Origin of the sequence: Streptosporangium sp. NPDC020072 (assembly GCF_040631445.1) — a bacterium.
Taxonomy (GTDB): Bacteria; Actinomycetota; Actinomycetes; order Streptosporangiales; family Streptosporangiaceae; genus Streptosporangium.
Genome location: NZ_JBEYAB010000014.1, coordinates 269,360 through 289,768, shown reverse-complemented (window position 1 = coordinate 289,768; position 20,409 = coordinate 269,360). Strand labels below are relative to the sequence as shown.

The 20,409-nt window shown below is 69.7% G+C and carries 19 protein-coding genes; 14 read left to right on the top strand and 5 right to left on the bottom strand.

Features of this window, described 5'->3' with window-relative positions:
* Positions 1-639: 639 nt before the first annotated feature.
* Both ABZ470_RS31590 and ABZ470_RS31585 read right to left on the bottom strand, forming a co-directional pair.
* The gene (locus ABZ470_RS31590) at positions 640-1,092 is read right to left on the bottom strand and encodes a hypothetical protein (protein WP_362915974.1); all 453 of its coding nucleotides are present in this window, start codon (positions 1,090-1,092) and stop codon (positions 640-642) included.
* Positions 1,093-1,654: 562 nt separating this feature from the next.
* The gene (locus ABZ470_RS31585) at positions 1,655-3,085 is read right to left on the bottom strand and encodes a hypothetical protein (RefSeq protein WP_362915972.1); all 1,431 of its coding nucleotides are present in this window, start codon (positions 3,083-3,085) and stop codon (positions 1,655-1,657) included.
* On the opposite strand from ABZ470_RS31585, the gene ABZ470_RS31580 reads away from it, so the two are divergent.
* Positions 2,990-4,030: a hypothetical protein gene (locus ABZ470_RS31580; RefSeq protein ID WP_362915970.1), complete on the top strand. Its 1,041-nt coding sequence runs from the start codon at positions 2,990-2,992 to the stop codon at positions 4,028-4,030. The genes ABZ470_RS31585 and ABZ470_RS31580 overlap by 96 nt on opposite strands.
* A 51-nt stretch (positions 4,031-4,081) precedes the next feature.
* On the opposite strand, the gene ABZ470_RS31575 is transcribed toward ABZ470_RS31580, so the two are convergent.
* Positions 4,082-4,957, bottom strand: coding sequence for an MBL fold metallo-hydrolase (locus ABZ470_RS31575; protein ID WP_362915984.1), 876 nt, complete (start codon positions 4,955-4,957; stop codon positions 4,082-4,084).
* A 162-nt stretch (positions 4,958-5,119) separates the two neighbouring features.
* Here ABZ470_RS31575 and ABZ470_RS31570 point away from each other — a divergent pair, with 162 nt between their 5' ends.
* The gene (locus ABZ470_RS31570) at positions 5,120-5,674 is read left to right on the top strand and encodes a single-stranded DNA-binding protein (RefSeq protein ID WP_362915968.1); all 555 of its coding nucleotides are present in this window, start codon (positions 5,120-5,122) and stop codon (positions 5,672-5,674) included.
* A gap of 26 nt (positions 5,675-5,700) precedes the next feature.
* Here ABZ470_RS31570 and ABZ470_RS31565 read toward each other — a convergent pair whose 3' ends face one another.
* Positions 5,701-7,047: a DUF1015 domain-containing protein gene (locus tag ABZ470_RS31565; protein WP_362915966.1), complete on the bottom strand. Its 1,347-nt coding sequence runs from the start codon at positions 7,045-7,047 to the stop codon at positions 5,701-5,703.
* Between the two features lie 207 nt (positions 7,048-7,254).
* On the opposite strand from ABZ470_RS31565, the gene ABZ470_RS31560 reads away from it, so the two are divergent.
* The gene (locus tag ABZ470_RS31560) at positions 7,255-7,596 is read left to right on the top strand and encodes a tetratricopeptide repeat protein (protein WP_352013224.1); all 342 of its coding nucleotides are present in this window, start codon (positions 7,255-7,257) and stop codon (positions 7,594-7,596) included.
* Positions 7,597-7,621: 25 nt separating this feature from the next.
* Positions 7,622-8,641, top strand: coding sequence for an HAD-IIA family hydrolase (locus ABZ470_RS31555; protein WP_362915964.1), 1,020 nt, complete (start codon positions 7,622-7,624; stop codon positions 8,639-8,641).
* Between the two features lie 29 nt (positions 8,642-8,670).
* Here the strand turns inward: ABZ470_RS31555 and ABZ470_RS31550 are convergent, their stop codons facing one another.
* Positions 8,671-9,018, bottom strand: coding sequence for an SCP2 sterol-binding domain-containing protein (locus tag ABZ470_RS31550; protein ID WP_352013222.1), 348 nt, complete (start codon positions 9,016-9,018; stop codon positions 8,671-8,673).
* Positions 9,019-9,369: 351 nt separating this feature from the next.
* Here ABZ470_RS31550 and ABZ470_RS31545 point away from each other — a divergent pair, with 351 nt between their 5' ends.
* The 10 genes from ABZ470_RS31545 (at position 9,370) to ABZ470_RS31500 (ending at position 20,344) form a co-directional block, all read left to right on the top strand.
* Positions 9,370-9,543, top strand: a complete 174-nt coding sequence (locus ABZ470_RS31545) for a hypothetical protein (RefSeq protein ID WP_352013221.1) — start codon at positions 9,370-9,372, stop codon at positions 9,541-9,543.
* The gene (locus ABZ470_RS31540; RefSeq protein WP_352013220.1) at positions 9,540-10,358 is read left to right on the top strand and encodes a TlyA family RNA methyltransferase; all 819 of its coding nucleotides are present in this window, start codon (positions 9,540-9,542) and stop codon (positions 10,356-10,358) included. Before ABZ470_RS31545 ends, ABZ470_RS31540 begins: the two co-directional genes overlap by 4 nt.
* A gap of 25 nt (positions 10,359-10,383) precedes the next feature.
* Positions 10,384-11,289, top strand: a complete 906-nt coding sequence (locus tag ABZ470_RS31535; protein ID WP_352013219.1) for an NAD kinase — start codon at positions 10,384-10,386, stop codon at positions 11,287-11,289.
* A 90-nt stretch (positions 11,290-11,379) separates the two neighbouring features.
* A complete protein-coding gene (gene recN, locus ABZ470_RS31530) occupies positions 11,380-13,092 on the top strand; it encodes a DNA repair protein RecN (RefSeq protein ID WP_352013218.1) in 1,713 nt (570 codons plus the stop codon).
* Positions 13,093-13,257: 165 nt separating this feature from the next.
* The gene (steA, locus tag ABZ470_RS31525) at positions 13,258-14,469 is read left to right on the top strand and encodes a putative cytokinetic ring protein SteA (protein ID WP_352013217.1); all 1,212 of its coding nucleotides are present in this window, start codon (positions 13,258-13,260) and stop codon (positions 14,467-14,469) included.
* Positions 14,466-15,431, top strand: a complete 966-nt coding sequence (locus ABZ470_RS31520; protein ID WP_362777285.1) for a copper transporter — start codon at positions 14,466-14,468, stop codon at positions 15,429-15,431. The genes steA and ABZ470_RS31520 overlap by 4 nt, the downstream gene beginning before the upstream one ends.
* 5 nt (positions 15,432-15,436) lie before the next feature.
* Positions 15,437-16,300, top strand: a complete 864-nt coding sequence (locus ABZ470_RS31515; protein WP_352013215.1) for a hypothetical protein — start codon at positions 15,437-15,439, stop codon at positions 16,298-16,300.
* Complete coding sequence (locus ABZ470_RS31510; protein WP_362915961.1) at positions 16,300-18,003, top strand: lipid II flippase MurJ; 1,704 nt, start codon at positions 16,300-16,302, stop codon at positions 18,001-18,003. Before ABZ470_RS31515 ends, ABZ470_RS31510 begins: the two co-directional genes overlap by 1 nt.
* On the top strand, positions 17,996-19,102 hold the full coding sequence (locus ABZ470_RS31505; RefSeq protein ID WP_362915959.1) for a glycosyltransferase family 4 protein: 1,107 nt from the start codon (positions 17,996-17,998) through the stop codon (positions 19,100-19,102). The genes ABZ470_RS31510 and ABZ470_RS31505 overlap by 8 nt, the downstream gene beginning before the upstream one ends.
* Positions 19,103-19,324: 222 nt before the next feature.
* On the top strand, positions 19,325-20,344 hold the full coding sequence (locus tag ABZ470_RS31500; protein ID WP_352013212.1) for a TerC family protein: 1,020 nt from the start codon (positions 19,325-19,327) through the stop codon (positions 20,342-20,344).
* The last annotated feature ends 65 nt before the right edge of the window (positions 20,345-20,409 follow it).

Here is a 20,409-nt window from a genome sequence, read left to right as displayed (position 1 = left end):
GGAAGTTAAGCTCTTCAGCGCCGATGGTACTGCACCGGGGACGGTGTGGGAGAGTAGGTCGCCGCCGGACAATCTTTTGTGGGGGGTCATCCTTTTGGGTGGCCCCCCTTTTTTTGTTGTTTTTCAGGGGTGCGTGCGTGGGTGGGGGGGCTGTGGGCTGCCCCCTTTTTGTGTGTTTGGCTGTTGGGGTGTTCCCTGGGTGGGGTTGTGTTCCAGGTGGGGGTGTCTGGGGTGCGGGGTGGTCGGCGGCTGCCCCTTTTTTTGTTTGTGCCCGGCCTGGAAAGGTGACGTGAGGGGCGGCGAGGCTGCCCCTTTTTCTGTTGCGGGGGCGGGTGGTGGGAGGACCAGGTGGTGCCGTAGAGGTGTGTTCCATTGTTTGAAGAACGGTGCCTGGCGTTTTGTGCGCAGTATGAATAAGCCCGCCTGGCGGAGGAGAAGCCGACCCAACACCTTTCATGTCCAACCAGCTGGCCAACCGGATCAGTGAGGAATCTGCCGAGCGGCACGGCGTGTCCTCAGCGGGCCGGGTGATCAAGATGAGCATGCCGTCGAGGACGACATAGGCCAGGTAAGAGGCCTTCAGCGAGGCAGCGTACGTGTGGTGTGGTCGGCTTTCACATCTGTGTTGGTCAGTGCCAATCAGGTCGTGAAGTTCTCAAGGTCGGTGGGAGCCATCGTGATGGTTGGCCGCTGCCGCCGGTTGACTCCTCCGGGTGAGGGCCAGGCGTCTTCCGCGACCCGTGTCCCCCACCGACGCATGTAGTGCCGGAAGCCGGTCTCCGTCAGTGGCATCTCCAGCCACTCCTGGGCCGCGAGTCTGAACTCGCGCATGGCCAGGGCATCGATGTCGGTCCCGTAGCCGGCGGGCCAGCCATCGAGGACGTCGTCGATTCCCATCCAGGCGCTGTAGAGCTCGCCTACTTCCGGCAGGTGCTCGAAGTACGGCCTCTCCGTACAGCTCCACGCCGCTTCGCGGACGAAGCCACTCATCTGCTCCGCATCCCCACTGACGAGGACGCTCTGCGTGAGCGGATCAATCTTCGCGGCGAATCCAGTGAGCAACTCCAGATCGACAGGCTCAAGATCGGTCATGGCTTCAGCATCGCAAGAGGTGCGATCTGCTTGCTGTTGGCGCGGCCAGGGTTTCTGCTGATCGTGGGGCTCACCGGCTATGAGCTGCGATTTCAGGATAAAAAGACTCCAGGGAACCGTACGGGGGCTGCGGAACTGTAAAGGCAGGTAGGGGCTGGGCAGTCCGTATCCTTGGCCGCCTTCGATACGACGGCATAGGCCTCCGGACTTTGAGTGGCTTGCTAGGCTGGAGGAGCCGGGCCGCCCCACCGAGGGTGGCCTTCGTTGCGCCAGACCACGATAGGACAGGGCAGCGATAGCGAACGGGATGTGTCCTGCGGCCGGAGATCGCCCGCACAGCGAATCGTCCCATTCATCTGAAGATCGGGACGCGCTCGCCGAGTGAGCAAACGAAATGGAACCAGAAGTGAACAGTGACAACGGGCGTGACGGCGCGGGCCGGCGCGAAGAAGGCGAAAACCGCGGATTCGGCGGTCAGGGGGGCTACCGCGACAACCGCGGGGCCGGTGGCAGGGGACGTCCAGGGGACGGTCCTCGATATGGCGAGCGCCGAGAAGGGCGTTCAGGAGGTTCGTACGGTTCCCGTGATCGGGGGGATCGTCCTTCGTATGGTCGTGATGACCGTCCCGGTGGTGGTTACCGCGACAACCGTGGTGGCGGTGAGCGCCGTTCCTACGGTGATCGTGATCAGGCTCGTGGTTCGTACGGTTCCCGTGATCAGGGTGATCGCCCCGGTGGTGGCTACCGGGACAACCGTGGCGGCGGTGAGCGCCGTCCCTATGGTGACCGTGACAACCGTGGTGGTGGCGAGCGCCGCTCCTATGGTGATCGTGACCAGGCTCGTGGTCCGCGTCCTGGGGGGGATCGTCGTCCGTTCAACCGTGACGATCGTCCCGGCGGTGGCTACCGCGACGACCGCGGCGGTGGTGAGCGCCGTCCCTACGGCGACCGCGACAACCGTGGTGGTGGCGAGCGCCGTCCCTACGGTGACCGTGATCAGGCTCGTGGTTCGTACGGTTCCCGTGATCGGGGGGATCGTCCTTCGTATGGTCGTGATGACCGTCCCGGTGGTGGTTACCGCGACAACCGCGGTGGCGGTGAGCGCCGTTCCTACGGTGACCGTGACCAGTCCCGTGGTTCGTACGGTGACCGTGACAACCGTGGTGGCGAGCGCCGTTCTTACAGTGATCGTGACCAGGCTCGTGGTCCGCGTCCTGGGGGGGATCGTCGTCCGTTCAACCGTGACGACCGTCCCGGCGGTGGCTACCGCGACGACCGCGGCGGAGAGCGTCGCTCCTACGGTGATCGTGATCAGGCTCGTGGTTCGTACGGTTCCCGTGATCGGGGGGATCGTCCTTCGTATGGTCGTGATGACCGTCCCGGTGGTGGTTACCGCGACAACCGCGGTGGCGGTGAGCGCCGTTCCTACGGTGATCGTGATCAGGCTCGTGGTTCGTACGGTTCCCGTGATCAGGGTGATCGCCCCGGTGGTGGCTATCGGGACAACCGTGGCGGCGGTGAGCGCCGTCCCTATGGTGACCGTGACAACCGTGGTGGTGGCGAGCGCCGCTCCTATGGTGATCGTGACCAGGCTCGTGGTCCGCGTCCTGGGGGGGATCGTCGTCCGTTCAACCGTGACGATCGTCCCGGCGGTGGCTACCGCGACGACCGCGGCGGTGGTGAGCGCCGTCCCTACGGCGACCGCGACAACCGTGGTGGTGGCGAGCGCCGTCCCTACGGTGACCGTGACAGGCCTTCCTACGACCGAGGCGACCGAGGTGACCGGGGCGGCGCGTTCCGCGGCGAAGGTGAGGGTTCCCGCACGCGCTACAGCAGGAACCAGGAGCCCGGCGAGCGCGGCGAGGCCCCGGCCAACGCGCGCGAGGAACTGCCTGCGATGGCTCCCGACATCACCGCCGAGGAGCTCGACAAGGAGGTCAGGGAAGAGCTGAGCTCCCTCCCGCTCGACCTCGCGGACCTGGTCTCCCGCCACCTCGTGGCGGCGGAGCGGGCCCTCGGGGAGGACGAGGCCGAGCAGGCCTACGAGCACACGAAGGTGGCTCGTCGTTTCGCGGCCCGCATCGGCGTGGTCCGCGAGGCCGTCGGCATCGCCGCCTACCGGGCGGGGCACTTCGCGGAGGCGCTCAGCGACCTGCGCGCCGCCCGCCGCATGACGGGTTCCGACTCCTTCCTGCCGGTCATGGCGGACTGCGAGCGGGGACTCGGTCGTCCTGAGCGGGCGCTGGACCTGGCCCGTTCGAAGGAGGCGGAGCGCCTCGACAGGGCCGGCAAGATCGAGCTCGCCATCGTGGAGTCCGGTGCCCGTCGTGACCTTCACCAGAAGGACGCCGCGGTCATCACCCTCCAGCGTCTGCCTGAGCTGCGTGACACGCGTCCGCACCCCTGGTCGGCGAGGCTCGCCTTCGCCTACGCCGACGCGCTCGCCGACGCGGGGCACGAGGAGGCCGCCACCGAGTGGTTCGGCCGTGCCATGGCCTTCGACGAGGACGGCGAGACCGACGCGGCCGAGAGGTACGCGGAGCTGACCGGAACGATCATCGACGACATCGAGGATCTTGAGGACGACGAGGACTTCGACCTCGACGGGCTGGACGCCGACGAGGTGGCCGACCTTCCCGAAGCGGAGGACGAGGGAATCGTCGTGGAGACCGTCATGATCGACGACGCCGCCGTCCTCGACGCGGAGATCGAGGCTGAGGACGACCTTCAGGACCTTGAGCCTGTGGGCGACCTCGCCGCTGGAGAGCCGCTCCTCGGCGAGGCCGAGCTCAAGCCCGAGGGCGAGGAGGACAAGGTGACGGAGCGGATCGAGCCCGGCGTCGGTCCTGCCTTCATCGAGCCCGACTTCGGTGACACGCTCGGTGACTCTCCGGCCGACGACGACGATGACGTCACCAAGGACGAGAAGAAGAAGTGACCCGTACCCGTCCCGGGTGAGGCGCCTGCCCGCCCGGGACGGGACGTCGTCTCACGGCTGGACGCGGTCCAGCCAGTGGATGATCCCCGCCACGTTGGACGGAGCGCCGCTGAGCAGTTCGAACTGTTCGGCTGTCGCGTCGTCGGCCTGCAGTGCCGCGTATCTCTCCCGGGTGCGTTCCCTGACCATCGCCACGGCGTGGTCCAGGTCCATACCGGCGGAGTGCGCCTGGCGGGTCAGGTCCACCCAGACGCGTAGTTCCTCAGCGGAACGCTCCAGAGTCTCCTGGACGTCGTCAACGGGCCCGTAGTGGCTGAACAGTAGCCGCTGCGGGCCCAACGCCTCGAACAGGGCGATCGAGTCCAGCGCGGTCCGCAGGTCGAAGTCCGGCGGGGGAGTGGCCGGACGCAGATCTCCGGTCTGCGGCAGGTAGACTCCGGCGGCGTCGCCGACATACAGGTCGCCGGTCCCCGAGTCGATCAGTCCCACATGGTGTTTGGCGTGGCCCGGCGAGTAGTGGCTGCTGAGCGTACGGCCGTTGCCGAGGTCGACGCTTCCCGTGTCGCCGAGCGCGCGGATTCTCGCCGCCTCGGTCGGGGACATCTCGCCGAACAGGACGTCCAGCTTGTCACCCCACACCATTCTCGCGCTGGCCATCAGCCGGGAGGGGTCGGCGAGGTGTCTGGCGCCTTTCTCATGAACCACGATCTCCGCCTCGGGATAGAACCCCGCCAGATCGCCGACCCCACCGGCGTGGTCCAGATGGATGTGCGTCACCACGATTGTCGCGAGATCACCGGGGCCGACGCCGAGGGAGGCGAGGGCGTCGCGGACCACGGGAGCGGAGGTCGCGGTTCCTGTCTCCACCAGACAGGGACGATCTCCCAGAATCAGGTATCCAGCCGTGATACCTGAGTATCCCGCCATCCTTGTGTCGATCTCATAGACCTCTCCGCCGAGGGCGGTGATGTTGTCCACAGGCCACCTCAGAACTGGAACGGTTATCCCCAGAACGGCGTTCTAGTCGTTCCGGCACAGCTCACATCGTAAAGAGTGGTCCTCGGTCGGCAGAGATCGAAGGAGGATCCGATGGACCGTAACGAGGTCACACTTGTGGGTCGACTGCCCGAGGCGGTGCGCATCCGGTCACTGCAGAGCGGCGGCACGCTCGGCACCTGGCGGATGATCGTCAGACGGCAGCGCCGTGGCAGAGGAGGCCAGGTGGACACCATTCCGTGCGCGTCGTTCGAGCCTGAGGTCACCGTGACCGCAGCCGAGTGGCTCGCCGACGACATGGTGGAGGTGGAGGGAGCACTGCGTCGCCGTTGGTGGGGAAGTGAGGGTTCGAAGTCGTCGGGTTACGAGGTCGAGGTCCGCTCGGCCAGACGTCTCGGGCATCCGGGCGAGCCCGCAGGTGGAAAAGAGGGCGGAGTTTCCGGCCCGGAGCAGCCCACGCCGGTGATCACGTCGTCGGCGGCTCCGGGGCAGGCGTCTGAAGGCGGGGCCGCTCTTACGAAGGGCGCTCACGAACCGGCCTCGCCTGGGCACCCCCCGGAGGGCGTAGATCCGGTGTCCTTTCCTGGGGCCAGGAGAGCGGGGCGGGCCCGTCTGGTCACGGGCATGAGCCGATCGGATGGTGGCTGACCGGGAGTCTTCTTCCGTACGGAGCCTCAGCCGAGGGACAGCACGCGCAACACCAGTCCCGTGCGGGGTTTGGGGCCGAAGGAAGTGGACTTGCGCGGCACCCGCTCCGCCTGGGCCGCGACCGCGAGCACGTCGTCGACCGTCAACGGGTTGAGCAACACGGCCGTTCCCCCGCTCACCCGCGCGAGCCGTACGGCTGCCGCGGGGTCGTGGTGCACGATGCGTACCGTCTGTTCGTCGTCCCGCAGTCCCCAGAGTCCGGGCAGGACGAACTCCGCGAGGACTGCGGTGTTCAGCGCGCGCCATCGAGCGGAGCGATGTTCGGGCATGGCGCTGCCGAGCCGCACGGGGTCGGGGTCGGTGAGCAGATACGTGTCGTCTCCGTCCGACAGGAGAAAGGAGGGTTCCTCCGCTTGGGCCAGGGCCGCCAACCCCTCCGTGAGGTCGGTGTGCCGGCGGGCTTTCCAGGCCCGTCCGGCTCGGTCCACGGCCTCCCGAAGCGGCAGACCCGGGATGACGCGGTGGATGGCCCGCAGGTTCGGCGGATAGGAGTCGGAGTCCACCAGAAGAGCCAGACCGAAGTCCCAGGGTCCCGGCTCAACGGGCTGGTCCTGTGTGCTCGCGCCTGGCGGAAAGCTGTTCATCGGGGAAGCGGTGCCCGCAGAAGAGGAAGGAGCAGAGCCGGAGGCGGCGTGGTGTTCGCGCTGAAGGGCGAGATAGGTGGCGTAACGGTGATGGCCGTCCGCGATGAGGGCCTGGCGGGAACGGAGGTCGGCGTTGATGCCGGAGAGTTCCTCCGGATCGGTAACGGCCCACAGCCGGTGCCTGACCCCGTCCTGGGTCCACGCCTCGACCAGGGGCGACCGGTCGGCGGCGATCCGGTCGACAAGACGGGTGGCGGTTCCTCCCGCGCCCTCGTAGAGAAGGAAGATCGGCTCCAGGTTCGCCTCGGTCACCCGCATGAGGGCCAGCCGGTCGGCGACCGGGCCGGGCATCACGTCCTCGTGCGGCAGGATGACACCCTGTTCCGGCTCGGCCAGGCCGACGTCGCCGATGAGCCCGCGTTGCAGGACCCCGGGGCCATCCTGCTCGTAGACGTAGACGGCCGGCGTCTCGTCGGCGGCCAGCACCCCGGAGGAGAGCCACGCGTCCAGGGTCTGCCGTGCCTCGGCGTACCGGTGACGGTCGGCTCCGGGAAGGATGAGCCGCACCACGTTGTTGGGATGTGAGGTGAGCAGGTCCTGAACGCCGTTTTCCTCGATGAGGTCGTAGGGGGGAGAGGTCACCTCCGCGGGATTGCCGACCGTGAACCGTACGCCACGGAACGGGCGAAGCACGAGCCCGTCGTGTATCGGCAGTTCAGGATTCGCCATATAGGGCATGCTGCCATAAAGGCCTGAAACGTCCAGGGGCCGCCTCGGTGATGCGGTACCCGGGTCCGTCAGGGGATCGGTCAGATCTGTCGTCTGTCGATGAAGGAGGCCTAACGCATGGTCCAAGGACGTAGCGGTCCGTCTGATTCCCCCAACCCCGAGACGGGCGCTCCGGTCGGGGACGTCTATGAATGGTTTCAACGAGGGATGAAGCTGCTGGGCGAGGGCAGTCCGGCCGCGGCCGCCGCGCTGCTGGAACGTGCCGCCGACGCGGAGCCGGAGTCGCGAAGCATCCGCGAGGCACTCGCCCGTGCCCAGTTCAACTCCAGACAGTACGCCGACGCCGCCGACAGCTTCCGATGGATCATCGACGCGAACCCGGCCGAGGACTACGCCTATTTCGGGCTCGGGCTCGCTCTGTGGCGGACCGGTGACATGGAGGGGGCACAGGAGCCCCTTGCCATCGCCGTCGCCATGCGTCCCGACCAGCGGCACTACGTGTCGGCCCTGAAGAGCGTCCGGGCGACGCTACGCGCCCGCCGGGCGTGATTCCCGCGGGTGATGGAATGGGCGGGTGGACACGCAAACGTTGATCGACCCCTATGACACTCTTCTCCTCGATCTCGATGGGGTGGTGTATCTCGGGCCCGACGCCGTGCCGGGGGCTCCCGAGGCGCTGCGTGAGGCGGTGGAACGCGGCGTACGGCTCGCGTACGTCACCAACAACGCCTCACGCACTCCTCGCGCGATCGCCCAGCACCTGAGCGCGCTCGGCGCTCCCGCCACGCCCGATGACGTGGTCACCTCGGCTCAGGCCGCCGCGAGACTGGTGGCCGAACGGGTCGATCCGGGCGCCGCGGTGCTGGTCGTCGGCGGGATGGGTCTGCGTGACGCCGTACGCGCCCATGGGCTGCGTCCGGTCAGCACCGCCCTGGAAGACCCGGCGGCGGTGGTGCAGGGCATGGCCCACGGCATCTCCTACGGCTTGCTGGCCGAGGGGGCGCTGGCCGTACGGCAGGGGGCTCTGTTCGTGGCCGCGAACGCGGACTCGACCATGCCCACGGGACGCGGTGAGGTCCCGGGCAACGGCGCGATGATCAGGGTGATCGCCACGGCGACCGGGGCCGAGCCGATCGTCGCGGGAAAGCCGGAGCCGCCACTGCACCGCGAGTCGATCCTGCGGACCGGTTCGAAGCGGCCCCTGGTGGTCGGCGACCGGCTCGACACCGACATCGAGGGAGCGACCAACGCCGGGGTCGACGGGCTGCTCGTGCTGACAGGCGTGACCACTCCGCTGGACCTGCTGACGGCGCCACCCGAGCACAGGCCCTCGTACGTCGCGGCGGACCTGTCGGCTCTGCACCTGCCCTACCCTCAGGTGCGACGGGCCGGAGACGGCTGGTCCTGCCGCAGGTGGAACGCCCGCTGGCAGGAGGGCCGTCTCAGGCTGGAGGGGGAGGGGGACCCCGTCGACGGCCTCAGGGCGGCCTGCGCCGCGGCGTGGGAGGCGGCCGGTGCCGGCCGGGCGGACGAGGACGCCGTGAAGGCCGTCCTCGGCTCCCCGCTCTCCGGCCGGACGTCCTCACCCGGGTGAGACGTCCCGAAACCGGGGGCCGTGACGGCTCACAGGAGCTTACGCAGGCGCATCAGGTCGCCGAAACTGGCATCGATCTTGACACGGCCGCCGAACACCGCGCGCCCCATGTCGAGTTCACCGTTGACCAGGGCGATCAGGTCGTCACTGCCTATGGTCAGCTTCACGTTCGCGGATCTGGCGTCACCCGGAGGAAGGTCGTCGAAGGGGCCGAGCCCTCCGTGGTGGATGCGGCCGTAGAAGGTGACCCCCAGGTCGCTGATGTGACAGCTGATGCTGCGGTCGACCACGTGCCTGGCGCGGCTCTCCTGGTCGAGTTCGTCGAACTGCTCGCCGAGTTTGCGCAGTGCCACCCGGCACTCGTCGACGGTCGCCATCGTTTGGCGCTCCCTTCTGTCCGGGCGGCCCGAACTCCTTGTCGTCTCTACGGACGGTAGCGTTCCACATCGATGTGGCACGTGATCCGGTGCGTGCGAGAAGGCTCCCGACACGGTGTTCCTGGATGACGTGAGGGTACGCGCGGGCGGCCTTCCGTTCCATCAAGGTGACAACGGGCGAGACACGTACAGTAGTTCGCGGACCGCCCACTTCGGTCGGTGAGTGGCCGATGCGACGCGCGGCACGGCTTCCGATACGGTCAAGGCGACACGGGGTGGTGTGGATCCGTTCCCGTGCGACCACCACGCCGGCCGCCGAGCCGGCGGGGAACGGCTTTCGATGGGGGGCGCATGACGGACCTGCCGGGGGAGACCGGAGAGGAGCGGGTCGACACGGCGCTGGGCGGGCTGGCCCGGCTGGGTACGACGCCTGTCTCCGCGCACGCGAGTGTGTTCGAGGAGGTGTTCGCCGGGCTCGAACAGGCACTCGCCGCGGCGGACGGCACCGCGGACCAGCACCGGTGAGCCGCCGCACACGCCTCGACAGCGAACTGGTACGGCGCGGCCTGGCCAGGTCCCGCGAACAGGCGTCCCAGCTCATCGAGGCGGGCAGGGTCACCGTCGGCGGCCAGGTGGCCGCCAAACCGGCCACCCAGGTGGAGACCGCCTCCGCGATCGTGGTCGCCGAGGCCGCGGAGGGCCCCGACTACGTCTCGCGGGGGGCGCACAAGCTGCTCGGCGCCCTTGAGGCCTTCGGCCCCCGGGGGCTGACCGTCGAGGGACGCCACTGCCTGGACGCGGGAGCCTCGACCGGGGGTTTCACCGACGTGCTGCTGCGCAACGGCGCCGCGCACGTGCTGGCCGTCGACGTCGGTTACGGCCAGCTGGCCTGGTCGTTGCGGACCGACGAGCGGGTCACGGTCATGGAGCGGGTCAATGTCAGGGATCTGACCCCCGAGATGGTCGGGCAGCCGCCCACGCTGATCGTCGGGGACCTGTCGTTCATCTCGCTGCGTCTGGTGCTGCCCGCCCTGGTCGCCTGCGCCGCGGAGCGGGCGGACTTCGCGATGCTGGTCAAACCCCAGTTCGAGGTCGGCAGGGAACGGGTCGGCGCCGGCGGGGTCGTCAGGGACCCGGTGCTGCGGGGCCAGGCCGTACAGGACGTCGCCGACAGCGCGCGGGCGCTCGGCCTGACCGTGCGGGGTGTCACCGCGAGTCCGCTGCCCGGCCCTTCGGGAAACGTCGAGTACGTCATCTGGCTGGGCCGGGGAGAAGGCCCGCCACAGGTAGCGGACGTCGCGGCCGAGATCGGGCGCGCGGTCGCGGAAGGTCCCCAGTAGTGCCCGCCCTCCGGGAGAGTGGAACATGACTGCCAAGCGCACCGTGCTGGTCACCGCCCACACCGGGCGGGGCGCGGCCGTCGACAGCGCCCGTCTGGTGATCGGCAGGCTGGTCAAGGCCGGGCTGACCGTCCGTGTCCTGCGAGCCGAGGCCGAGTCGATCGCGTGCGCGGGCGTCGAGGTGACGCCCGCGGGTGAGACGGCGGTACACGGCGCCGAGATGATGATCGTTCTGGGCGGTGACGGCAGCCTGCTGCGGGCCGCCGAACTGGCCCGTCCGGCGGGGGTGCCGCTGCTCGGCGTCAACCTCGGGCACGTCGGCTTCCTGGCCGAGGCGGAGGTCGAGAACCTCTCGGACGCGGTCGACTCCGTGGTGCGGGGCCGCTACGACGTCGAGGAGCGGATGACCGTCGAGGTCACCGCCCGCCTCAACGGGCAGCTGCTGGCCGACACGTGGGCGCTCAACGAGGCCACGGTGGAGAAACGCGAGCGGATGCTCGAAGTGGTCGCCGAGGTCGACGGACGGCCGCTGTCGCGCTGGGGGTGCGACGGGGTCATCTGCGCCACGCCGACGGGTTCGACCGCCTACGCCTTCTCCGCGGGCGGCCCGGTGGTGTGGCCGGAGGTCGAGGCGATGCTGCTGGTGCCGATCAGTGCCCACGCGCTGTTCGCCAGGCCGCTGGTCGTTTCGCCCCGTTCGACGCTGGCGCTGGAGGTCCAGCCCGCGACGGCGGGGGCGGTGCTGTGGTGCGACGGGCGCCGCCGGTTCGACCTGCCCGCCGGGGCGCGCGTCGAGGTCCGCAGAGCCGACCTCCCCGTACGGCTGGCGCGTCTGCACGGGATCGAGGACACCGGGGCGCCTTTCACCGACAGGCTGGTCGCCAAGTTCGACCTTCCCGTCCAGGGGTGGCGCGGCCGGACGCGAGCCTAGATCGTCCGGGCGGTGGTCGTCCCGAACGCGTAGGATCGTGCCCGCGCACCGCACTGATGTTCGGTGAATTCGATGTGACGGGAGGGACCAGTGCGACCCAGGGTCGAGGAGGTCCGCATCCAAGGGCTCGGTGTGATCGACGAGGCCGTCCTGGTGCTCTCGCCGGGGTTCACCGTGCTCACGGGCGAGACGGGTGCGGGTAAGACCATGGTTGTGACCGGTCTCGGGCTGCTGTTCGGAGGCAGGGCGGACCCGGCCCGTGTCCGGCCCGGTTCGGACAGGGCGACGGTCGAGGGCACTCTCGTGGTCGATCCGGCGGGCCGGGTCGCCCAGCAGGTGCAGGACGTGGGCGGCCAGGTCGAGGACGGCGAGCTGATCATCTCCCGCACCGTCTCGGCGGAGGGCCGCAGCCGGGCCTGGCTCGGCGGGCGGAGCGTGCCCGTCGGCACCCTCACCTACCTGGCCGAGGATCTGGTCGCCGTGCACGGCCAGATGGACCAGCAGCGGCTGCTGCAGCCGGGACGCCAGCGCGCGGCCCTCGACCGCTACGTGGGCGAGGAACTGGTCAAGCCGCTGCGCTCCTACGAGCAGGCCTACAAACGGCACAGGCAGGTCGCCGACCAGCTGGCCGAGCTCACCGACAGGGCCAGGGAACGCGCCCAGGAGGCGGACCTGCTCAGGTTCGGGCTTCAGGAGGTCGAGCAGGCCGACCCCAGACGTGGGGAGGAGACCGAACTGCGTGAGGAGGGGGAGAGACTCGCCCACGCCGACTCCCTCAGGAGCGCGGCCGAGACCGCGCACGGCGCGCTGCTCGGCGACCCGATGTCCGGCGAGGGGGAGATGCAGGACGCCGTCACCCTGGTCGGACGGGCACGAGCCGCCGTCGAGGCGGTCCGCGAATTCGACCCGGTGCTCGCCGGGATCGCCGACCGGCTCGCCGAGGCGGGTTACCTGATCTCGGACGTGGCCACCGAGCTGGCCTCCTACGCCGAGTCCGTCGAGGCGGACCCGGCTCGGCTTGCGGCCGTGCAGGAACGGCAGGCCGTGCTCAACCACCTGCTGCGCAAGTACGGCGAGGACACCGGCGTCGTGCTCACCTGGGCCGAGCAGGCCGCGGCGCGGGTCGCCGAGCTGGAGGGTGACGACGAGCGGATCGGTGAACTCGCCCGCGAACACGAGGAGCTCACCGGCAGGCTGACCGAGCTGGCCGCCGAGCTGACCCGCGTCAGGACGGCCGCCGCCGAACGGTTCGGACAGGCCGTCACCGAGGAACTCACCGCTCTGGCCATGCCGCACGCCAGGGTGACCGTCGTCATCACCGCCGCGGCGGAGTTCGGGCCGCACGGGATCGACGAGGTGGAGCTGCGCATGGCCCCGCACCCCGCCTCGCCGGCGCTGCCGCTGAACAAGGGCGCCTCCGGCGGCGAGCTGAGCCGGGTCATGCTCGCCATCGAGGTCGTCTTCGCCGGTGCCGACCCCGTCCCGACGTTCGTCTTCGACGAGGTCGACGCGGGGGTCGGAGGCAAGGCCGCGGTGGAGATCGGCCGCAGGCTGGCACGCCTGGCGCGCACCGCACAGGTGATCGTCGTCACTCACCTGCCCCAGGTCGCGGCCTTCGCCGACCAGCACCTCGTGGTGGAGAAGGCGAGCGACGGCAGCGTCGTACGCAGCGGTGTGGTCGCCCTGGACAAGGACGGCCGGGCGCGAGAGCTCTCCCGGATGCTCGCCGGGCTTGAGGACTCCGAACTGGGCAGGGCACACGCGGAGGAGCTTCTGTCGATCGCCGCCGCGGACAAGGCCTGAACCCGTCGCGCGAAGGCCCGGCCACCGACGGCGGCGAGGTAGGAATAACGGGAGGTCTTTCGGATAGCTCAGGGGGCGGGGCCGCGTGGGGATCTTCAGTGACGAATCTGACACACCGTCAACCGCATGGCTCGGCCGGTCTTTCCCTCTGGCAGGATGGGCGTGATGAAGGTGCCGACGGACGAGCTTCAACGCAGGCTCAACGGTTACCTCCGCCGCAGGAAGGCCACGGACCTTCCCGGGGTGACGGCAGTGGCGAGAATCGATCGGCGGACCAAGAGGCTGACCAAGCGCCTCAAGGCCGGGGAAATCGCGATTATCGATCACGTTGACGTTGACCGGGTGAGCGCGGAGGCGCTTGTCGCGTGCGGTGCGGCGGCGGTGATCGACGTCGCGGCGGGCATCAGTGGCCGTTACCCCAACCTGGGTCCGCAGATCCTCGTCGAGGCGGGCGTGACGTTCGTCGACAACGCCACCGCCGAGATCTTCGACCGTGTCAAGGACGGCGACCTGGTCAGGGTGCACGAGGGCGTCGTCTACCTCGACGACGAGGTGGTCGCCAAGGGCGACGTGCAGTCGGCCGAGTCGATCGAGGCCGCGATGGTCGAGGCCAGGGCCGGGCTGACCGTCCAGATCGAGGCGTTCGCGGCCAACACCATGGAGTACGTCAGGCGCGAGCGCGACCTGCTCATCGACGGGGTCGGCGTCCCCGACATCGCGACCGTCATGGAGGGGCGGCACGTTCTCATCGTGGTGCGCGGCTACCACTACAAGGAGGACATCGCCGTCCTGCGCCCCTACATCCGGGAGTACCGCCCGATCATGATCGGGGTCGACGGCGGCGCGGACGCCCTCCTGGAGGCCGGTTACGTGCCGGACATCATCGTCGGCGACTTCGACTCCGTCTCCACCAAGGCCCTGACCTGCGGGGCCGAGCTGGTCGTGCACGCCTACCGGGACGGCAGGGCACCGGGTCTCGAACGGGTGCAACAGCTCGGCTGCAGCGCCGTGGTCTTCCCCGCCATCGGCACCAGCGAGGACATCGCCATGCTGCTCGCCGACGACAAGGGCGCCGACCTGATCGTCGCGGTCGGCACCCACGCGACGCTGGTCGAGTTCCTCGACAAGGGCCGCTCCGGCATGGCCAGCACCTTCCTCACCCGGCTGCGGGTCGGGGGCAAGCTCATCGACGCAAAGGGCGTCAGCCGGCTCTACCGCAGCCGGATCTCCACTCCGTCCCTGCTCCTGCTCGTCGCCACCACGCTGATCACCATGGGGCTGGCCGTCATCGTCTCCCCGGTGGGCAAGATCTGGCTCGACAGCGTCCGCGACATCTGGAACGGCTTCATCTTCTGGTTGGTCGGACTCTTCTCGTGATCGATTTCCGCTATCACCTCGTCTCCATCGTCGCGATCTTCCTCGCGCTCTCCGTCGGCATCGTGCTGGGCACGACCCTGCTGAAGGAGCCCGCCATCGACACGGCGGAGACCCTGGCCAACCAGCTCAGGCTGAGCAACAACGAGTTGCGCGCCGAGCTGAAGACGGTGCAAGGCCAGAACGCCGCCAACGACGCGTTCGTCACGGCCGACACCCCCAGGCTCGTGCGCGACACGCTCGCCGGTGAGCGTGTCGTCATCGTCGAGGCCCCCGGCAGTTCGGTGAGCATGCGCGAGGCGGTGCAGCAGGTGGTCACCGAGTCCGGGGCGATCGTGAGCGGCCGGGTCACCCTCACCGACAAATACCTCGACGCGACCCAGTCGGACGTCGTCGACAGGCTGGCCACCGACGCCAAGCCTGTTGAGATGACCTTCACCGCCGAGGACACGCCGTACGACAAGGCGGCCGCGGTGCTCGCGAACGCGATCGTGACCGGCGACCCCGCGCAGGTCGGCAAGGCGAACCCGGTCGCGACCGGAGTCCTTGAGGCATTCCAGCGCGGCGGTCTGATCAACGTCGCGGAGCAGCCCGCCAAACGCGCCGACCTGGCCCTGGTGATCGGCCCGGCCGAGCCGTACGCAGGGGAGACCGCCGTCGCGCAGTCGGCCGCGGTGGTCTCGATGGCCACGGCGCTCGACGAGGCGGGCCGGGGGACGGTGCTGGCCGGTCCGCTGAACAGCAGCGCCGCAGGCGGCGCCCTGGCCGCGCTGCGGGAGGACACCGTCGCCGCGGAGAAGGTCTCCACCGTGGACAACGTCGATATGCCCGCGGGCAGGGTCGTGGTGGTCTACGCTCTGCGGGAACAACTGTCAGGCTCTTCAGGCCAGTACGGCATGGGCCCCGGCGTCTCGGCCATCGAGCCCAGCGCGCCCGCCGTCCCCACGCCCACCTCCGGAGGATGAACCCCATGGCTCGTCGCGCTCTTCTCGGCGCCCTGGCCGGCGCCCTCGCCGGAGCGGCCGCCGCCAGGCTCGCCTACGCGGCCTTCAGCCGCAGGCCACCGGTCGGTGACGCGGAGACCTGGGAGAGGACCAATCACAGAGGCGAGCCGATCACCCTGCTCGAAGGGCCCGCCTTCGCCGCAGGCGCCGCCGCGGCCGCCGCGGCGCTTCCCGGGCTGCCCGTGAGGACCCGCGCGGCCGTGCTGCTCGCCGTGACGGGAAGCGGTGCTCTGGGCGCCTACGACGATCTGTACGGCGCGACCTCCTCGAAGGGCTTCAGAGGGCATCTGAACGCCCTGGCGAAGGGGGAGATCACCAGCGGTGCCGTGAAGCTGGTCGGCATCGGCGTGACGGGCCTGGCCGCCGCGGCCCTGACCGCCCGCGGCCCGGTGGACGTCGTGGTCGACGGGGCGCTCGTCGCGGGTTCGGCCAACCTGGCCAACCTGTTCGACCTGAGGCCGGGACGTGCGATCAAGGTGGGCCTGCTGGCCGGGGTTCCCCTGCTGGCGGCCGGGCTGCGCCGTGGCGACCCGGTCCCGGCGGCTCTGATCGCACTACCCATGGGTGCGGCGCTCGCGCTGCTGCCCGAGGACCTGGGCGAGCGGGCCATGCTGGGAGACGCGGGGGCGAACGCCCTGGGCGCGCTGGTGGGCCTGGCGGCGGCCACGACTCTCGGCAGACCTGGCCGCCTCGCCGTGCTCGGCACCGTGGTCGCGCTCACCGCGGCCTCGGAGCGGATCAGCTTCACCAGGGTCATCGCCGCCAACCCGGTGCTCAACCGCATCGACATGCTCGGCCGTCGTCCCGTGGAGCAGGCGCCCGCCGACTGATGATCAGGAAGATCGGCCAGGGGGTCGCGGGGGCGGCGCTCCTGATCGGGATCGTGACCGTCGTGGCTCGGGTGGCGGGGTTCGGCCGCTATCTCGTTCAGTCCCAGACCGTCGGCAACCTCTGTCTGAGCACCGCGTACAACACCGCCAACTACGTTCCCAACATCGTCTTCGAACTGGTCGCGGGGGGCGCGCTGGCCGGGACGGTGGTTCCGGTCCTGGCTTCGGCGGCCTCCAGGTCCGCCACCGATCCCGAGGCCAGGGCCGAGGTCGGCAGGACCACCTCGGCACTGCTGACCTGGGTACTGCTGGCACTGGTCCCGCTGACGCTGCTCATCGCCGCTTTCGCGGGGCCGGTCGTCACCCTGCTGGTCGGCGACGTCGGCGACTGCGACGTGAGTCAGGTCATCGGGGTGGGCACGGACATGCTCGTCGTCTTCGCCCCTCGGATGATCTTCTTCGGACTCGCGGTCATCCTCTACGGTGTGCTCCAGGCCCACCGGCGCTTCATGGGGCCCGCCCTGGCGCCGCTGGTGTCCAGTCTGCTGATCATCGGCTCCTACCTGGTCTTCCAGCCACTCGGCGGTGACGCCGCGCACGACCTCTCCGCCCTCACCACGGCGGGGCAGCTGACGCTCTCCCTCGGCGCGACCGTCGCCGCGGCGGCCATGGTGGTCACGGTGATCGGTCCGGTGGCCCGGCTGCGGTTGCGGTTGCGGCCGTCGTTGTCCTTCCCGCCCGGCGTCGCCGCCCGCGCCCGGCGGCTCGCGACCGCGGGCGTCGCGGTCCTCGTGGCGCAGCAGATCGCGTTGACCGTGGTCGTCCGCCTGGCCAACGACCTGGGCGGGGCGGGGGCGACGGGCGTCTACACATACGCCTGGGCGCTTTACCAGCTTCCCTTCGCGGTGCTCGTGGTGCCGATCGCGACGAGCTCGTTCCCTGTGCTCGCCACGCGGGCGGGTGAGGGGGACCTGGCCGGGTTCGACGACCTCACCGCCTCGACCACCCGGGTCGTGCTGCTGGTCACGGGGCTGGCCGCCGGGGTGATGGCGGCGGTCGCCGTGCCCGTGGCCCGGGTGTTCCTCCAGGGGACCCCGGGCGGTGATCCCGCGGAGATGGCACGGGCGGTCGTGCTGTTCGCGCCGGGCCTGGCGGGATACGCGCTGATGTTCCACCTCGCCCGGGTGCTGTACGCCTGCGGCCGGGGCAGGTCGGCCGCGATCGCCTCCGTCGCGGGGTGGGTGGCGGCGCTGGTGGCGCAGATCCTGCTGGCCGGGGCCACGGGTGAGCGGACCGAGGTGGTCGGCGACCTGGCGCTCGGCAGCACCGTCGGCATGACCGTGGGCGGGATCCTGCTGGTGTTCGCCGTGCTGCGGGCCAGGGGGACGACGGCGCTGCACGGGGCCTGGCGGGGCCTGCTGGCCGCCGTGGCCGGTGGCGGGGCGGCCTGGGCGGCGGGACTGGCGGTCGTCACGCCCTTTCAGAACGTCTCCAAGTGGATGTGCGTCCCGGTCGGGCTGGGCGCCGCGTCGGCGGGTTGCGTGGCGTTCGCGATCGTGGCCTCGGTGATCGACGGGCCGGACGCCCGGATGCTGCTGGCGCGGTTCAGACGGGCGCCCTCCAAAGGCTCTCAGGACATTCAAGACTCTCAGGGCTCCCGGGACCCGCAGGAGTCACGGGAGAGGAACGGTGCCGATGAGTGAGCGGACGGCGCTGGTGCTGGGCACCAGCACGGGCGGTGTGGGGCGGCACGTGGCCATGCTGGCCGAGGGCCTGACCCGCGAGGGACACCGGGTGGTCGTTGCAGGGCCACCGGGTACCCGGGAGGTCTTCGCCTTCGAGCGGTTCGGCGCGGTCTTTCTGCCCGTGCCGATCTCCGACAGGCCGCGCCCGCTGCACGACCTGCGGGCCGTACGGGTGCTGCGGGGGCTGCGGGGGGCGGACGTCGTGCACGCGCACGGGCTGCGGGCCGGGGCGCTGGCCGCGCTCGCCCTGGCCGGGACCGGGACAGGTCTGGTGGTGACCCTGCACAACGCCGCGACGGCGGGCGGGGCGGTCGGCACGGTTTACGCCCTGCTCGAACGGATCGTCGCCCGGCTGGCGGACCGGATCCTGGTGGTCTCCCCGGACCTGGGCGAGCGGATGACCGGGCTGGGCGCCCGGAACGTCGCGGCCGCCGTCGTCCCGGCGCCCGTCTTGACCCCATCGGGGCGATCGGCCCAGGACGTCAGGGCGGGACTGGGCGTCGGCGGCCGGCCCGTCCTGCTGACGGTCGCCAGGCTCGCCCAGCAGAAGGGGCTGGAAACCCTCCTGGACGTCGCCTCGGCCTTCGCAGGGAGGGAGAACACCGAGGGACCGGTGTTCCTGGTCGCCGGGGACGGGCCGTTGCGCGGGCCGCTTGAGGAGCGCGTCGCCCGGGAGGGCCTGCCCGTGAGGCTCCTCGGGAACCGGGAGGACATCGGGGATCTGCTCACCGTCGCCGGAGCCCTGGTGGTGCCCAGCCGCTGGGAGGGCCAGCCGCTCGTGGTGCAGGAGGCCCTGCGGGCGGGCACACCGGTGATCGCCACCGCGGTCGGCGGAATCCCGCCGATGGTCGGGGACGCCGGGTTGCTGGTGCCGTACGGCGACGCCGTCGCGCTGCGCGGGGCGGTCGGGAGGTTGCTCGCCGACGGCGGCCTGGCCACGGCCCTGAGAGAGGCGGCCGTACGGCGAGGCCGTGAGCTGCCCGGTGCGGTTGAGGCCCTTGAGGCGGTGCGGGAGGTCTACGGCGATCTACGTGGGGATCGGGGAGGGATTACCTGAAGGATCCCATGGCAGGCGGCGGTCCGCCGTGGGAACATCCTTGTGGAACCCACCGCCGAATTGGGCACTGCCAGGCCCGGCATCTATACTGGTTTGGTTAGGGGGGGAGTATCCCTTCGTGACAGTCTCGTCATCACGGTGTTGCCTCACTCCACGGGGCCCCCGGGGCTGTCGGTTCGTGCTTGGTTACGCACGGGCGGGAGAGACCTCCGGCTGTCAGTCATGCGCGCCGCCGGAGGTTTTGTTGTGACTATTCCCGTATGGGCTTGGATCGCCGTTATTGGTGGTTTGCTGGTCATTCTTGCCTTTGACCTGTGGATCGTTGACCGGGGTGAACCCCGGGAGTTCTCCCCGCGGCAGGCCGGCTTCTGGGTCGGCTTCTATGTGACGCTCGCGGTGATCTTCGGTGTGGTGTTGTGGATCTTCGCCGGGCCGACCTCGGCGGGCCAGTTCTTCGCGGGTTACCTGACCGAATACAGCTTGAGCGTCGACAACCTCTTCGTCTTCTACATCATCATGAGCCGCTTCGCGGTGCCGAAGATCTACCAGCACAAGGTGCTGCTGGTCGGCATCCTGATGGCCCTGGTCATGCGAGGCGGCTTCATCGCCGTCGGCGCGGCCGCGCTGTCCAGCTTCGGCTGGCTGTTCTACGTGTTCGGCCTGTTCCTCATCTACACCGCGGTGCAGCTGGTCCGCCAGCACGGCCAGGACGAGGAGGAAGAGGTCAAGGAGAACCTGGTGCTGCGCTGGGCCCGCAGGGCGCTGCCCCACACCGACGACTACGTCGGCTCCCGGGTCCTCGTCAAGGTGGACGGCAGGCGCATGGTCACCCCGCTGCTCATCGTGATGATCGCCATCGGCACCACCGACCTGCTCTTCGCGCTCGACTCGATTCCCGCCATCTTCGGCCTCACGACCGACGCCTTCATCGTCTTCACGGCCAACGCGTTCGCGCTGATGGGACTGCGTCAGCTCTACTTCCTGCTGGGCGACCTGCTGCAGCGTCTGGCCTACCTCAGCTACGGTCTCGCGTTCATCCTCGGCTTCATCGGGGTTAAGCTGATTGCCGAGGCGCTGCACTCCAGCGGCGTGTCCTGGGCACCCGAGGTGCCTATCTGGCTGTCATTGTCGGTCATCGGCGTCACCATGGTGATCACTACCGGAGCCAGCCTGATCAAGGCCCGCCGCGACGCACGCGAGGGCGAGCACATCACCACCGCCGCGAGCGCCGACCAGGGCTAGCGGATTGGCTTGTGACGCGCTTTGCTTGTCTCGTTACGCCGTACCAGGGCTGAGAGACGGGTAGC